The sequence below is a fragment of the Eubacterium sp. BL-380-WT-2B genome, assembly GCF_009696115.1.
Taxonomy (GTDB): domain Bacteria; phylum Bacillota; class Clostridia; order Eubacteriales; family Eubacteriaceae; genus Eubacterium; species Eubacterium callanderi.
Genome location: NZ_VUMP01000011.1, coordinates 21916 through 35622, shown reverse-complemented (window position 1 = coordinate 35622; position 13707 = coordinate 21916). Strand labels below are relative to the sequence as shown.

Here is a 13707-nt window from a genome sequence, read left to right as displayed (position 1 = left end):
CTTTACTCCTGAATCATTTTTAGTGTTTTTTCCAGATGCACGCCCCTGGAGGCCTTGATGAGAATCACGTCTCCCGGCGCCATAAGCTTTCTCAGCAGCTTTCCAGCGCCCTCTGCGTCGGCAGTCCAGAAGCATCGTTCATCTGCCAGGCTGGCGCCTGCCCCCTTGATGTAGGCTTTTGATTCCGGTCCCACCGCAATGAGCACATCGGCCTTCTCTGCCGCGTAAGCACCGATCTCGAGGTGCCCGCTTTCAGCCATCTCGCCCATTTCCAGCATATCGCCGAGCACCGCGAGCCTGCGGCAGCTTTTCCCCATATCCCACAGCATATCGAGAGCTGCCTTCATGGCGTCGGGGTTGGCGTTATAGGAATCGTTAATGACCGTGGCCTCTCTTACCCTGACGATATCCATGCGGTTGCCGCTTGGTTTAAAGGCGTCGAGCCCGCGCTGAATCTCTTCATGGGTCATCTGATAATATCTGCCGAGCCAGATGGCGGTCAGGCAGTTGTAAACATTGTGAATGCCAGGATAAGCGAAGTGGAAGTGTTCGCCATCTGCTACAAAGCGGATGCCCTGAGCGGAGGAATCGACCTGTTCTGCCTTAAGTGACAGATCCTCACCTTTAATCCCCACCCGGACAACCGAGAAGGGTTCTTCATCCTCTTTGATCTTATTTAAATACACATCATCCCCGTTGAGCAGCGCAATGTCGCCGGGACCCATGGTCTCGAAGATCTCTTTTTTGGCGGCCAGGATGTTGTCCTGGGTTTTCAGGATTTCGATATGGGCTGTGCCGATATTGGTAATGACGCTGATATGGGGTCTGACCTCACCGATGGATTTACGGATATCATCGAGATGGTCCATGCCCATCTCGATCACGGCGATTTCGTGCTCTGGCTGTAAGTTAAAGAGTGTCTGGGGGATGCCGTATTCATTATTGAAATTCCCCTGGGTTTTCAGGGTCTTGTATTTCTGGGACAACACTGAAGCGATGAGGTCCTTGGTTGTGGTCTTTCCGCTGCTGCCGGTAACGGCGATGACCGGTATATCATAGCGCTCCCGGTTGTACTTCGCCAGGGCCTTCATGGCTTCCAGGCAGGATTCGACCAGAACGACGCTGATCCCCTCTGGAAAATCCAGAGCTTCTGTCTCTGTAAAGCTTGTTGAACAGCCTTTTTCAGCTGCGATTTTGATGAAACAGTGTCCATCTGCCTTTTCACCCTTAATGGGGATAAAAAGATCATTTTCTTCGATTTTACGGCTATCGATGGCCGCGCCGCTGATCCAGTCGGTTGTTCCTGTCTGGATGAGCCGGCCTTCTGTGATTTTCACCAGTTGTTCAAGTGAAATTTTTTCCATATTTAAGTATCTTCTTTCTCCTGTTGTTTTGTCAAAGACAAACTGAAATTTTTACATACTTTCTTATTATAGCAAAACCACAGGCAAGGTTCCAACAATTTTATATTTTATTTACAAATTGACAAAAAGAAGCAAGAAAATCCTGCTTCTTCAATGATGATTTTAAGCTTAAGCGTCACGACCGTACGAAACGGGCGGTCGCCGGTGAGCAGCTGTGAACCTCCAATGGATATTATGGTATATGGCGCAATCAGGGTACTTTACCGAACTGCGCCTACAGTTTCATTGAGAAACAAATTGGTATATTTTTGGCAAAGCTGTCGAAGCTGTGAGATAAGAGTGCTGGGATTTGCGGCATCCTAAAAAAATCTATTGCTTGTCCCGCGCTACACCGTTGACCGTACGTTTCGTACGGTCGTCGCTGCCTTTACTTTATGCTTTAAGGTTTAAAAGTCACGCTGATCTCACTGCCCTTATCCACGGCGGTTCCCGCCGCCACAGACTGCTCGGCGGCAAAACCGGAGCCGGTAACCTTGAGGTTGAGGCCAAGACCGGTGACAATCTCGTTGACGGACTGAATGGACATGCCATTAAGGTCCGGAACTGTTACTTTATTGCCATTTTCACTGCTCTGGGAGCCAATCTCCAGGACCAGCTCTGTATTGGGGTCATAGACACTCTGGGCCGGGAAGCTCTGGGAAATGACGGTATCGCCATCGCCTTTTACATCCAGCTTATACTTGATGCCCTTTTCCTCCAGAATCTTAACAGCAAAATCCTTTTCCTGGCCGACCAGGTCCGGCACAGTAATGGCGTTCTGCTGGATCTGGGTGTCGCTGTCGGTCTGGCCGCCCATGTAGTCCAGAACCTGCTTCATCAGATTGATGGCAGTCGGCGCGGCACTGGTTCCCCCAAAGGCGCTGGGGTCAGGCTCGTCGAGCACCAGAAGAATGGAGTAGCGAGGGTCCTCGACCGGCGCGTAACAGAAAAAGGAGGTGACGTAGTAGGTGCTGTTGTAAGCGCCGTCCACAAATTTTTCGGCTGTACCGGTCTTGCCGCCAATGCTGTAGCCCTCTGCCAGGCTGGCAAGGGTCGAGTTTTCAGCGACAACATTTTTCATGATATTGCGCATCTCCGCCGAGGTGTCGGAGGAAATGATCTGTTTGGGGCCGTTCAGCTGGTTGTTGACATATTCCTGCTGGCTGCTCCCCTTTCCAATGATGGTCGGGTTCATATAATAGCCGTTGTTGACAACACAGTTCAGCGCTGAGAGCAGCTGAATGGGTGTGGTGGCAAGGCCCTGGCCAAAGGAGAAGGTGGCGTAATCCAGAAGGTTGATCTCGCCGTTTCCGTCAAAGGGACGGTTGATGATCCCGGCTTCCTCCCCTGGAAGCTCAATGCCTGTCTGCTTGCCAAAGCCATAGTTATAAACATACTGATAGAACAACGCCGGGTCCAGCTTCTGAATGATCTGGACCAGCCCTGGGTTACAGGAGTTTGCAATGGCTTCTGAAACGGTCTGTGTGCCGTGGGAGCCGGTGCAGTTGACGGTTACGCCGTTAATATTGATGGAGCCGCTGCAGTACACCTTGGTGTCCGGTGTCACCACGCCTTCCTCAAGAGCGCTGGACGCTGTTACAGCTTTAAAGGTAGAACCAGGCTCGTAGATGAAGCTGACCGCCGGGTTTTTCCACATTTCACTGAGCTGGTCGGCCTTGGATTTGTCCTTAAGGTCGCCCGCGTGCTTTGAGCTGTAGTAATCGCTGATGGCATAAGGGTCGTTGAGATTGTAATCCGGCTGGGTGGCCATGGCGATGATCTCACCGGTTTTGGTATCCATGACAATGGCCGTGCCGCTTTTGGCTTTCCATTCCTCAACAGCGGATTTAAGCCCTCTCTCGGCCAGCATCTGAATGTTGCTGTCGATGGTCAGTGTCAGATCCTTCCCCTGGGTCGGCTCCTTGATGATCTTTGTCTGCGAAGGGATCTGGTTGCCCTGGGCATCCTTCTGGAAATAGATGATGCCGTCGTCACCCTTCAGCTGGTCATTGTAGGAGGATTCGACACCGGTAAGGCCGGTATGGTCCTGCCCGGTGAACCCTAAAACATAGGAGGCAAAATTGCCGTTGGTGTAATAGCGGCGTTTATCCTCAATGAGCTCAATGCCGTTATAGCTTTTTGTCTCGCCTTTTTCATTTTTAATGGCCTGGTCCTCTTTAATCTCTCGGGCCAGGGTGTTATCGACCTTGCCCTCAATGAGCACTGCGCTGTTTTCCTTTCGGGTCAGCACTTCATGGGCGTCGTCATAATCCATGCCCAGCACGCTCACCAATACCTGGGCGGCTGAATCGGGATCCTTGATCTCATCGGGCACCGCGTAGACGGTGCCATCCAAAAAGCTGACACCCTCAGGGATTCCAGCGACGACCTTCTCGCCGTCACCCTTTTTAACCCCGTTTTTCACCTCAACCTTGTCATCCTCAGTCTTGTTGACCTTGTCCAGAACCTCCTGGTAATCAAGGTTCAGCTTCTCACTGAGCCCCTTTGCCAGCTTTTCGGGCTCCTTGACCTCCAGCGGGATGACGTGGATGGCGGCGGCTGAGGAGTCCTGTACCAGGATGCGCATATTGCGGTCGTAGATATTCCCCCTCGAGGCTTTTAACGGCACCTCCTCCACCAGCTGGTCCACCTGACGCGAGTACTGGTCGGTGGAGTCGATAATCTGGAGATACATCAGTTTTATTACAAGTATTAAAAATGCAACTGCTAAAATAACAATTGCATAATACATACGGGACTGCTTTAAATTTTTCTTTTTTTTCTTACGCGCTCTCATTGTCACCCTCGATTATTTAAAAATCGAACGGAGCCAACTGTCGCTCTGGGTGTCCGCTGACGCTCTCTGTGTATTTTCCATGGTGGTTTCATAGACATACTGGCTGGCAGTGGGCGTGGTCATGCCATAGCCTCTGGCTGTGGCCTCAATACCGCTCAGATCGTCGGTGCTGGCCATGATCTGCCCGTTTTTACTGTCGTTGACTGCCTGCTTGTCCTCAAGTTCTGCCTGCATGGTGCGCACTTCCTCGTTCAGCTCTGAAATCATGGACTGCTGGAACAAAAGGCCGATGCAGACCACAAAAATAAGCACGGCTGCAATCATAAGGTAAGATAAGCCGGTAAGCTCCTTGGATTTGGCGCGGCCGCGGCGTTTTCGATTGCCTGCTTTTGCGGCTTTTACATTATTTTTAGCTTTTTTATATGACTTTTTGCGGGTGCTGGTCCGTCCCAGGCTTTCACTGGCTGAAGCAGCATCCAAATTCATGGTATCAGAAATAACCCAACTGTTCTGCATGTTCTCCATTTTGATTTTGCTCCTTGTTCTATAGCTTTTCTGCAATTCTTAATTTAGCGCTTCTGGACCTTCTGTTGGCCTCGATCTCTTCCGGCGCGGGAAGCACCGGCTTGCGCGTAATAATCCTGACTTCCGGCTTTTTCCCGCACACGCAGGCGGGGAACTCCGGCGGACAGGTGCAGGGGTTCTGCTTGTCCTTAAAAAAATGCTTGACGATCCGATCCTCAAGGGAATGGAAGGTAATGATGCACATACGCCCTCCGGGCTTCAGTGCTTCGATCCCCGCTGAAAAGGCATCCTCTAAAATGTCCAGCTCATGGTTGACCTCCAGGCGGATGGCCTGGAAGCTTTTGCGCGCCGGATGCTTTTCTTTGAAGCGCTCTTTGGCCGGGTAGGCGGCCTTGATGAGCTCGCTGAGCTCCAGAGTGGTCTCAATGGGCTTCGTTTCTCTTTCCTTTATAATGGCGTTTACAATACGGCCGGCAAAGCGCTCCTCCCCATAGACCTGCAGCACCTTTTTCAGGCGCTCCGGCGGATAAGCGTTGACGACCTCATAGGCCGACAGCTCTGCCCCGCTGTCCATACGCATGTCCAGTGGGCCGTCATGGTGGTAGGAAAAGCCCCGGGTTTCATCATCAAACTGAAAGGAGGAAACCCCCAGGTCATAAATGATGCCGTCGATCTGCGAGACACCGGCTTCCCCGAGCACCTCTTTCAGATGAACAAAATTATTTTTGACAAGCTGTTTGCGGCACGCGTAAGGCGCGAGACGTCTGCCCGCGTAGTCCAGAGCAAAATCGTCCTGGTCGATACCGATCAGGGTTCCGTCTGCGCTCAGGCGTTTGCAGATCAGCTCTGAATGGCCGCCGCCGCCCAGGGTACCGTCGACATAGGTACCGTCCGGCCTGATCATCAGCCCGTCAACGGTTTCGTGCAAAAGCACGGTTGTGTGTGAAAATTCCAAAGGTTCCCTCCTTTCTGCTAGATTCCCAGCTCTGCCATTTTATCGGCAATATCGCTGACGTCCATATTGTTGTAGTTGTCCCAATTTTCTGTGTTCCAGATTTCAAGCCGGTTGGAAACGCCGATGATCTTGGTTTCCTTTTCCAGCCGGGCATGCTTTCTGAGAGGCGCGGGAATGGAGATACGCCCCTGCTTGTCCAGCGCGCACTCGGAGGCGCCGCTGAAAAAGAAACGCGTAAAATCCCGGGCATCCTTGTCGGAGATGGGCAGGGTCCTGAGCTTGTTCACAAAGATCTCCCACTCTTCTGTCGAAAAGACAAAAAGGCAGCAGTCAAGCCCCTTGGTGATGACAAAGTCCTTGCCAAGCGCTTCCCTGAATTTGGACGGGATGATCAGACGGCCCTTGTCGTCAATATTATGCTCGTATTCACCAAAGAACATGCCAAACGCCACCCTTTCTTCCACAAATCCCCCACTTTATTGGGTCATTACACCAATTCTCCCCACATTATACCACAATGCACCACCCAGGGACAAGTTATTACCATCAATCTTAAAAAATTAAATATTTACTTTTGCTCTTTATTTTAATGATTTTTGGGTATTCCTTAAGCTGAAGTCCGTTTCAACCCACATTACCCCTTGTTCTGCGCGCTTTTTTAGTTTAATATAGTAGGGATTGATGCTGCTGACAAATTTAAAAATTTGTCAGCACCCATATTTTTCAACGTCATTAAATGATAAGGAGTACGTGTATAAATGAGAGCAGTAGTTACGGTCATTGGTAAGGACCGCACAGGAATTATTTACAATGTGTCCAAAATTCTGGCAGAGAGCAACGCCAACATTGAGGACATCAGCCAAACGGTTATGCAAGACTTTTTCACCATGATCATGCTGGTGGATGTCACCAAGATGACCTGCGATTTCGCGCAGCTTAAGGAAGAGCTGGAAGCGCTCAGCAAGACCATCGGCATGTCGATCCGCATTCAGCATGAAGACATTTTTAATGCCATGCATTCCATTTAAGAGGTGAGGCACAATGGCAATGTTTAAAGATGTGCTCGAAACCGTCCGCATGATCGAGAAGGAAAATCTGGATATCCGAACCATTACCATGGGGATCTCTCTGATGGACTGCATCGACGCCGACGGCGAAAAAGCCCGCCGCAAAATTTACGACAAAATCACCCGAATGGCTGAGCACCTGGTATCCCAGGGCGAACGCATCGAAACCGAGTTTGGCATTCCAATCGTCAATAAACGTGTCTCTGTGACGCCCATTTCGCTGATCGCGGGGGCCAGCAGCGACACCGACTATGTGGCCTACGCCGAAACCTTAGATAAAGCTGCCCACGAAATCGGCGTCAACTTTATCGGCGGGTTCTCTGCGCTGGTGCCCAAGGGCTTTACACGGGGCGATCTCAACCTGATCAACTCCATTCCCGAAGCGCTGGCCTGCACCGAACGTGTCTGCTCCTCTGTCAACCTTGGCTCGACCAAAACAGGGATCAACATGGATGCGGTTAAAATGATGGGCGAGATTGTCAAACAGACCGCTTACCTCACACGCGATGAGGACTCCATTGGCTGCGCCAAGCTGGTGGTCTTCTGCAACGCGGTCGAGGACAACCCCTTCATGGCAGGCGCCTACCACGGCATCGGCCAGCCGGACACCGTGCTGCACGTGGGTGTCAGCGGACCAGGCGTTGTCAAGAAAGCCCTTGAAAAACACCAGAACGCCAGCTTTGACGAGATGGCTGAGATCATTAAAAAAACCGCCTTCAAGATCACCCGCGCCGGCCAGCTTGTGGGCACCACGGTGGCAGAGCGCCTGGGCGTCCCCTTTGGCATCCTGGACCTCTCTCTGGCCCCAACGCCCGAAATCGGCGACTCGGTTGCCCGCATTCTTGAGGAGATGGGACTGGAACACTGCGGCGCCCACGGAACCACCGCGGCGCTGGCCATGCTCAACGACGCGGTTAAAAAGGGCGGCATCATGGCCTCCACCTCTGTTGGCGGCCTGAGCGGCGCTTTTATTCCTGTCAGTGAGGACGAGGGCATGATTGAGGCGGCCTCCATGGGCGCGCTGTCCCTTGACAAGCTGGAAGCCATGACCTGTGTCTGCTCAGTCGGGCTTGACATGATCGCCATTCCTGGCGATACCCCTGCCGCGACCATCTCCGGCATCATTGCTGACGAAGCGGCCATTGGCATGATCAACGCCAAAACCACCGCTGTCCGCCTGATCCCGGTATACGGCAAGGGCCTTGGCGAGTCTGCCTCCTTTGGCGGGCTGCTGGGTACCGCGCCCATCATGGCAGTCAATCCCAATGACTGTTCTGTCTTTGTGAACCGCGGCGGCAAAATTCCCGCTCCGATCCACAGCTTTAAAAATTAATAAAAATCGAACTTAAATTTAACGGCTGGCCCATGATAAATGACGAAACACAGGGCGCAACGCCCTTCGTCATTTTCCAGCGGCCAGCAAACAGGGGGAGAAAACATGGAAGATTTAAAAGTAGCAGTTTGTGTCTGTACAGAATGTGTGATGAAAGGCGCTATGGACATCATCGAATCCATCGAAAGCCTGAACGATGTTAAGGATGTCCTTGAGCTCTCACGCGGTATTTATATCGAAACGGTTAAATGTATCGGCGAGGCAAAGCATGGAATGAAATCCCCTATTGTTTCTGTCGGAAATGTTGTGATCGAAAAGGCAAATACGGAAACTGTTATGGCACAAATTCTTGAAATGACAAAATAATCAAGAAGGAAGTGAATTTGTAAATGAGAGGAATCTACACACCTGTGACCAAAATCCGCCGTCAGGTTTTTGCCGCCATCGCCAAGATGGCCTATGAGGGCGGCGATTACGCCAGTAGAGTGGAAGAAATCCCTTTTGAAATTATACCGGGCGAGGTCGCAAACTACCGCGACAGTGTCTTTAAGGAAAGAGCCATTATCGGTGAGCGCCTGCGTCTCGCCATTGGCCTGCCCTTATACCCGGTCGATCAGCCCTCCCCCATCTCCAGAGATGTGGAGGAAAGCGCCATCGCAGAAAAGGTCTATGATCCACCTCTGGTCAATGTTATTCCTTTTGCCTGTGACGCCTGTGAGCCTAAAGCCTTTATGGTGACGGACAACTGCCGGGGCTGTCTGGCACACCCCTGCGTATCAGTCTGTCCGGTAAACGCCGTCTACATGAAGGATGGCAAATCCCATATTGACAAGGAAAAATGCGTGCGGTGCGGGCGCTGCCGCGAGGCCTGCCCTTACGAGGCCATCGTAAAATATGACCGGCCCTGCGCGGCGGCCTGCGGCGTCGACGCCATTGAGAGCGACGAGCTGGGACGCGCCAAGATCAATTATGACAAGTGTGTTTCCTGCGGCATGTGCCTGGTCAACTGCCCCTTTGGCGCCATCGCAGATAAAACCCAGATTTTTCAGCTGATCCACGCCATCAAGGAGGGCGATGAGGTCATCGCTGAGATCGCCCCGGCCTTTGTAGGCCAGTTTGGCCCTCTGGCAACGCCAGAAAAGATCAAAGAAGCCATTAAGGCGCTGGGCTTTGCCGATGTGGTCGAGGTGGCCCTGGGCGCTGACCTGGGCGCTGTTGAGGAGGCCCACCACTATGTCAACAAAGTCGTTAAGGGGGACGATCCCTTTATCGGCACCTCCTGCTGCCCGTCCTGGTCTGTCATGGCCAAGACCAAATTTCCGGAGATTGCCCACTGCATTTCCGGTGAGCTGACCCCAATGGTCGCCACTGCCCGCATTATCAAAAAAGAACACCCCAAATCCCGGATTGTCTTTATCGGCCCCTGCGCAGCTAAAAAGCTGGAGGCCTCCAGAAAGAGTGTCCGCAGCGACGTGGACTTTGTCATTACCTTTGAGGAGCTCATGGGTATGTTCGTGGCCAAGGGCATTGAGTTCGGCGACCTTGAGGATGACGGCAGGCTGGACGACGCAACCGCGGCTGGCCGCGGCTACTCTGTGGCCGGTGGTGTGGCAGACGCCATCTGCAACGCAGTCCATGACCTCTACCCGGACGTGGATGTCAAGATCGACCGCGCCGAGGGCCTGAAGGAATGCCAGAAAATGCTGAAGCTGGCCCAGGCCGGCAAACGTGACGGCTACCTGCTAGAGGGCATGGCCTGTCCGGGCGGCTGTATTGGCGGCGCCGGCACGCTCATGCCGATTAAGAAAGCCGTCACAGCGGTTACCAAGTTCCAGAAGGAAGCCGATGAAAAACTGGCGACCAAGAGCGCCTATATGTCTGAGCTCAATCTGATGGACGACAAAAAATAAAGGCCCCAGAGCGCGTCTTTATAAAATATTTATACGATCCGCCAAGCCTTAACACCACCTTCACGCGCAACGTGATATGCTGTGCTTAAAGAAGGTGGAAACTATGGCAGATATCATTTTACTCTTAATACTAATTTTTGCCGGCATCGCGGGCTGTTTTGCCGCTTCCCATATCGACAGCTTTATCCGAAAGCTGCGCACTTACGGGTGGCGCAAGCTGTGAAGTGATCACGTATAACCAAAAAGATGACCGTCCAAAACGGGCGGTCATCTTTTTTGATACTCCCTCCCCACCCTGGGTATAAATGAAGCAGAAAGGCATTTATGCTGTTTATTATGAGGAGGAAAACAAAATGACCAAACACACCATTGCAGGCGAATTTGATAAGATAAAAAACAAGCTGCACCGCAAGGATAAAACCGAGCGTCCCAAAGAGCTGGACGTGGAGGATGTGATTTCAGAAGAAATTGACCTGAATTCAGAAGCGGCGGTAAACATCAGTGAGCACAACAGCCGTGAGCACACGAGCCACCCATCCATTGATGATATGACCCGGTAAAAGCACAAAAGCGGGCAGGCCCTCTGGCCTGTCCGCTTTTTATTTTCACTATCCGATAATGCGTTTAACTTCCTTTACCATGGCTTTACCAAGCAGCTCGTGCTGGTCTGCCTGAAGGTGGAGCCCATCCTCGTCGCTGCTCTTGACAACGGTTCCAGCGTCAAAGAACTCGACCCCGTAGGCTTCGGCCACGCCCTTATAGAACTGGGCAACATCCTTGGATTTTTCTTCGTTCCCTGCAAACATGTACTTGAACACGCCGTCTGCGATTGGCCCCAGCGGCGGCGGGCCTACCAGCAGCACCTTGGGCTCGCCGGTATAGTCTCCGACCTGATGCAGGGCCTTATCCACCAGAATACCCACGCCGTTGGCGATATCCTGCGGGGATACGGTGTAGCGCACCTTAAGGTCATTGGTGCCCACAAAGATGATGATCATGTCAAAGGGCGCCTGGGCATCCATGGTTGGAATGATCTGGTCCTTGCCGCAGCGGTATTCCTCGATGGGGTCGTTCCAGACCGTGGTGCGGCCGTTGAGCCCATCGGCGATAACCTTGTACCCGTCCCCCAGGCCGGCCTGCAGCACGCCTGGCCAGCGCACATCGTCATCCCAGCGTTCCAGCGGCTTGATCATGTCGTTTGAGGGCTTCCAGCCCCAGGTGTTTGAATCCCCAAAAATCAAAACAGTTTTTTTCATTCGATTACCTCCACTAAAATATATTTTAAGCCCAGAAGGCTCATTAACCAATGGTCTGCCACAGCGCCGGCTTGGTGACAGCCGCCGCCAGGGCGCCGTTATCAAGAGCTGCTGTCACCAGCTCCTCCTCCATGCCCAGCCCGCCTGCCAGAAGCGGCACCCGGATCTGGCGGAGGATGGCGTCATAAATGCTGCCCGGTATGGTCATGGGCATGACCAGCCCCGCGTCGGGCCGGCTCTCATTAATGCTCTGGACGCCTGTGGCCATGGCGTTGGTATCAATGAGGAACAGCCCCAGAATCGAGAGCATTTCTTCCTCCTTTATCCACCGCACACACTGGGGCTTCATGGTGATGACAGCATCCACCCCCAGCTTTGACAGAAAATCAATGCTGGTGCGGTCCCGGGCCAGCCCCTTGATGGAATCCTGGTGCACCACTGCCTTGCGGCCATACTGGTGAATCAGCCTGACAATTTTGGGCAGGGTATTGACATCCCCCAGCTTGAGCATGACGCAGGGCAGGCTGGTCTTTGTGAGCACACATTTCAGGCCCTCGGCCGAATTGACTGACGGGATGATCCGTGAGCCGGCGAGCAGCCGCTCCAGTTTAGACGTTTCCAAAACAATCCCTCCTAATTTTAGGTATAAAAAATCCGTATCATACCTCATCGCACAACAAACAGACGTTACACGGTGTAACAAGGTATAATACGGACAACTCTTAGACTCAAGTCCTTAAACTGATGATTAATTGTTTACATTATATGCTAATCCTTTTCAATTGTCAAGCTTTAAATCGGAGAAGCTGTACAGGACCCGCGGCCGGGCGTGTGAAAAAAATCGCAAGTTTGATTTAAGGTTCAAGTAAAAGGTATTTCAATGGAGAATTGAGAATGGAAAATGGAGAATTCACGTGCCCTTTTTCTAACGAAAAAGCGATTAAAGCAGCGGCCTATGGCCGCAATTAAACTCAAAATGCGCAGGCATTTTGTTCCTGTAATTCTCCATTCTCAATTCTTCGTTCTCCATTAACAAACCTCTACTGAACGCTTTACCTCCTAAGGCTAACGTTTTTTGACGCCAAAAGACGACCGCCCGTTTCGGACGGCCGTCTTTTTAATCATTCCAGCCCAGCACGTGTATGAGCCTGAAATCATAGTAGGCATACGCGCTGGCCGGATAGCTGATTCTGTCGGTTGTGTTGGAATTGATCAGATAGTCCTGAACCCTGCCGTCCTCGCCGTAGATCACATCGGTGATGATCACCGAGTGCCGCCATTCGCCGGTGGCGCCGTATTGCAGGACATCTCCGGGCTCGCCGGTATACAGGTTTGGATGAACCTCTGCCACCAGGCCGAAGCCACTGTTGTTTTCGGCGTAGTTATAGAACTCATCGACCCCTGCCCACGCCGGCGACCGGCCGTTTGGCTGGTTCCAGGTATCCACCTCATCGTCAAACCATTTCCACTGGGCATAGCCGTCCCAATCCATGGGGATGCCGCCCGCATACAGGCACTGCGAAATAAAATTATTGCAGTTGCCGCCGTAGCCGTCATAGAGAAACCAGTCCGGGTTGCGCTTTACGGTGAGGGGATCGACCCACTCCATGGCGTAGGCCACTGCCGCGTCCCGGTCATAGGGATGGCTGTGGGGCTTATCGGCTGCCGGGCTGTCTGCCGCTGTAAAGCGCTGGGCGTTCTGGTAATCGACCGCGGCCCTGGCGTTTTCAAGCAGCGAATCCCGGATCTGGTCCAGAACCTCCTGGACATTTTTGGGACCTTCACCCTCGGTTTCCTGTTCAAAGCATTCCTCGATGAGCAGGTAGCCGTCCTCCTCCTTTTCATGCGCCACAATGCGGTAGGCATCGCCGCTTTTCCGGAGTGTGAACTGATGCCGGATGCCGCTGCTGCTGGCATCGACCTCTGGGATAAAGGCAAAATTGACGATCTGGTCCTCCAACAACTCGATCTGCACGTCGCCGCCGGGCTGCGGGGCTGCGTTTACATAGGTGACGCCGATGCTGCAGGCATCCATTTTAAGGTCGTTTGGCTGCAGCTTTCTCACCCCGATCAGGTAGGAAAGCGCGGTCTGGTCGATGGCGGCGGCTTTGGCTGCCGATGCCTCTGCGGTGTCATAAAGGGCCGTGAGGTCCTGTTCCTCCAGGGAGGCCACACTGTCAAAATACAGGGTCATATAGTTTAGAATACAGTCCTCTGCCGCCGTGTCAAGGCCAAAAGACTGGATGTCGTTCCGGGCCGTTACGGTAATCTCCCGGGCTTGTGTCAATTCCTCCAGCTCTCTGAAGCTTCTGGACCAGTTCTCATAGGCCAGGGCACCGCCGGATACAAAATCATAGGCGGCCAGCCCCTCCAGAAAAACAATGGCCAGAATCAGAATGGTCAGAACCAGCTTGCTGCATGGCTGCACTGTTTGCTTTTTATCACTCATTCTGTTCTCCAT

Annotated in this window: 13 protein-coding genes; 5 read left to right on the top strand and 8 right to left on the bottom strand. The window is 52.5% G+C overall.

What is annotated here, in order from left to right; all coding sequences use genetic code 11:
* Positions 1-2: 2 nt before the first annotated feature.
* The 5 genes from murF to mraZ all read right to left on the bottom strand — a co-directional run bounded on the left by murF (position 3) and on the right by mraZ (position 6120).
* Positions 3-1364 carry a UDP-N-acetylmuramoyl-tripeptide--D-alanyl-D-alanine ligase gene (murF, locus tag FYJ53_RS19425; RefSeq protein ID WP_013380833.1) on the bottom strand — a complete coding sequence of 454 codons (1362 nt, stop codon included), beginning with the start codon at positions 1362-1364 and terminating at the stop codon, positions 3-5.
* Between the two features lie 439 nt (positions 1365-1803).
* On the bottom strand, positions 1804-4155 hold the full coding sequence (locus FYJ53_RS19420) for a penicillin-binding transpeptidase domain-containing protein (protein ID WP_227930314.1): 2352 nt from the start codon (positions 4153-4155) through the stop codon (positions 1804-1806).
* Positions 4156-4212: 57 nt separating this feature from the next.
* Positions 4213-4725, bottom strand: coding sequence for a hypothetical protein (locus FYJ53_RS19415; protein ID WP_073383277.1), 513 nt, complete (start codon positions 4723-4725; stop codon positions 4213-4215).
* 19 nt (positions 4726-4744) lie between these two features.
* Positions 4745-5680, bottom strand: a complete 936-nt coding sequence (gene rsmH, locus FYJ53_RS19410; RefSeq protein WP_013380836.1) for a 16S rRNA (cytosine(1402)-N(4))-methyltransferase RsmH — start codon at positions 5678-5680, stop codon at positions 4745-4747.
* A gap of 17 nt (positions 5681-5697) precedes the next feature.
* Positions 5698-6120, bottom strand: coding sequence for a division/cell wall cluster transcriptional repressor MraZ (gene mraZ, locus FYJ53_RS19405; protein ID WP_013380837.1), 423 nt, complete (start codon positions 6118-6120; stop codon positions 5698-5700).
* A 318-nt stretch (positions 6121-6438) separates the two neighbouring features.
* Between mraZ and FYJ53_RS19400 the strand changes: the two genes are divergently transcribed.
* From FYJ53_RS19400 to FYJ53_RS19380, 5 genes are all read left to right on the top strand, one after another.
* The gene (locus tag FYJ53_RS19400) at positions 6439-6708 is read left to right on the top strand and encodes an ACT domain-containing protein (RefSeq protein WP_013380838.1); all 270 of its coding nucleotides are present in this window, start codon (positions 6439-6441) and stop codon (positions 6706-6708) included.
* 13 nt (positions 6709-6721) lie between these two features.
* On the top strand, positions 6722-8080 hold the full coding sequence (locus FYJ53_RS19395; protein WP_013380839.1) for a PFL family protein: 1359 nt from the start codon (positions 6722-6724) through the stop codon (positions 8078-8080).
* 105 nt (positions 8081-8185) lie between these two features.
* Positions 8186-8446 (top strand): NAD(P)H-dependent oxidoreductase subunit E, encoded by a 261-nt coding sequence (locus FYJ53_RS19390; protein WP_013380840.1) that lies wholly within the window; start codon positions 8186-8188, stop codon positions 8444-8446.
* Between the two features lie 23 nt (positions 8447-8469).
* Positions 8470-9990 carry a 4Fe-4S dicluster domain-containing protein gene (locus FYJ53_RS19385; RefSeq protein ID WP_013380841.1) on the top strand — a complete coding sequence of 507 codons (1521 nt, stop codon included), beginning with the start codon at positions 8470-8472 and terminating at the stop codon, positions 9988-9990.
* Between the two features lie 353 nt (positions 9991-10343).
* Positions 10344-10550 (top strand): hypothetical protein, encoded by a 207-nt coding sequence (locus FYJ53_RS19380; protein ID WP_041689882.1) that lies wholly within the window; start codon positions 10344-10346, stop codon positions 10548-10550.
* Between the two features lie 48 nt (positions 10551-10598).
* Here FYJ53_RS19380 and FYJ53_RS19375 read toward each other — a convergent pair whose 3' ends face one another.
* The 3 genes from FYJ53_RS19375 to FYJ53_RS19365 form a co-directional block, all read right to left on the bottom strand.
* The gene (locus tag FYJ53_RS19375) at positions 10599-11246 is read right to left on the bottom strand and encodes an SGNH/GDSL hydrolase family protein (RefSeq protein WP_013380844.1); all 648 of its coding nucleotides are present in this window, start codon (positions 11244-11246) and stop codon (positions 10599-10601) included.
* A gap of 43 nt (positions 11247-11289) precedes the next feature.
* A complete protein-coding gene (locus FYJ53_RS19370) occupies positions 11290-11868 on the bottom strand; it encodes a glycerol-3-phosphate responsive antiterminator (RefSeq protein WP_013380845.1) in 579 nt (192 codons plus the stop codon).
* Between the two features lie 495 nt (positions 11869-12363).
* Positions 12364-13695: an amidase domain-containing protein gene (locus FYJ53_RS19365; protein WP_013380847.1), complete on the bottom strand. Its 1332-nt coding sequence runs from the start codon at positions 13693-13695 to the stop codon at positions 12364-12366.
* Positions 13696-13707 lie beyond the last annotated feature (12 nt).

Bases quoted from the DNA above. Each gene is read 5' to 3' on its own strand.
- FYJ53_RS19385 (WP_013380841.1), top strand. From the start codon at position 8,470: ATGAGAGGAATCTACACACCTGTGACCAAAATCCGCCGTCAGGTTTTT.
- murF (WP_013380833.1), bottom strand. From the start codon at position 1,364: ATGGAAAAAATTTCACTTGAACAACTGGTGAAAATCACAGAAGGCCGG.
- FYJ53_RS19395 (WP_013380839.1), top strand. From the start codon at position 6,722: ATGGCAATGTTTAAAGATGTGCTCGAAACCGTCCGCATGATCGAGAAG.
- FYJ53_RS19375 (WP_013380844.1), bottom strand. From the start codon at position 11,246: ATGAAAAAAACTGTTTTGATTTTTGGGGATTCAAACACCTGGGGCTGG.
- FYJ53_RS19390 (WP_013380840.1), top strand. From the start codon at position 8,186: ATGGAAGATTTAAAAGTAGCAGTTTGTGTCTGTACAGAATGTGTGATG.
- FYJ53_RS19400 (WP_013380838.1), top strand. From the start codon at position 6,439: ATGAGAGCAGTAGTTACGGTCATTGGTAAGGACCGCACAGGAATTATT.
- FYJ53_RS19420 (WP_227930314.1), bottom strand. From the start codon at position 4,155: ATGTATTATGCAATTGTTATTTTAGCAGTTGCATTTTTAATACTTGTA.
- mraZ (WP_013380837.1), bottom strand. From the start codon at position 6,120: ATGTTCTTTGGTGAATACGAGCATAATATTGACGACAAGGGCCGTCTG.
- FYJ53_RS19380 (WP_041689882.1), top strand. From the start codon at position 10,344: ATGACCAAACACACCATTGCAGGCGAATTTGATAAGATAAAAAACAAG.
- FYJ53_RS19415 (WP_073383277.1), bottom strand. From the start codon at position 4,725: ATGGAGAACATGCAGAACAGTTGGGTTATTTCTGATACCATGAATTTG.
- FYJ53_RS19365 (WP_013380847.1), bottom strand. From the start codon at position 13,695: ATGAGTGATAAAAAGCAAACAGTGCAGCCATGCAGCAAGCTGGTTCTG.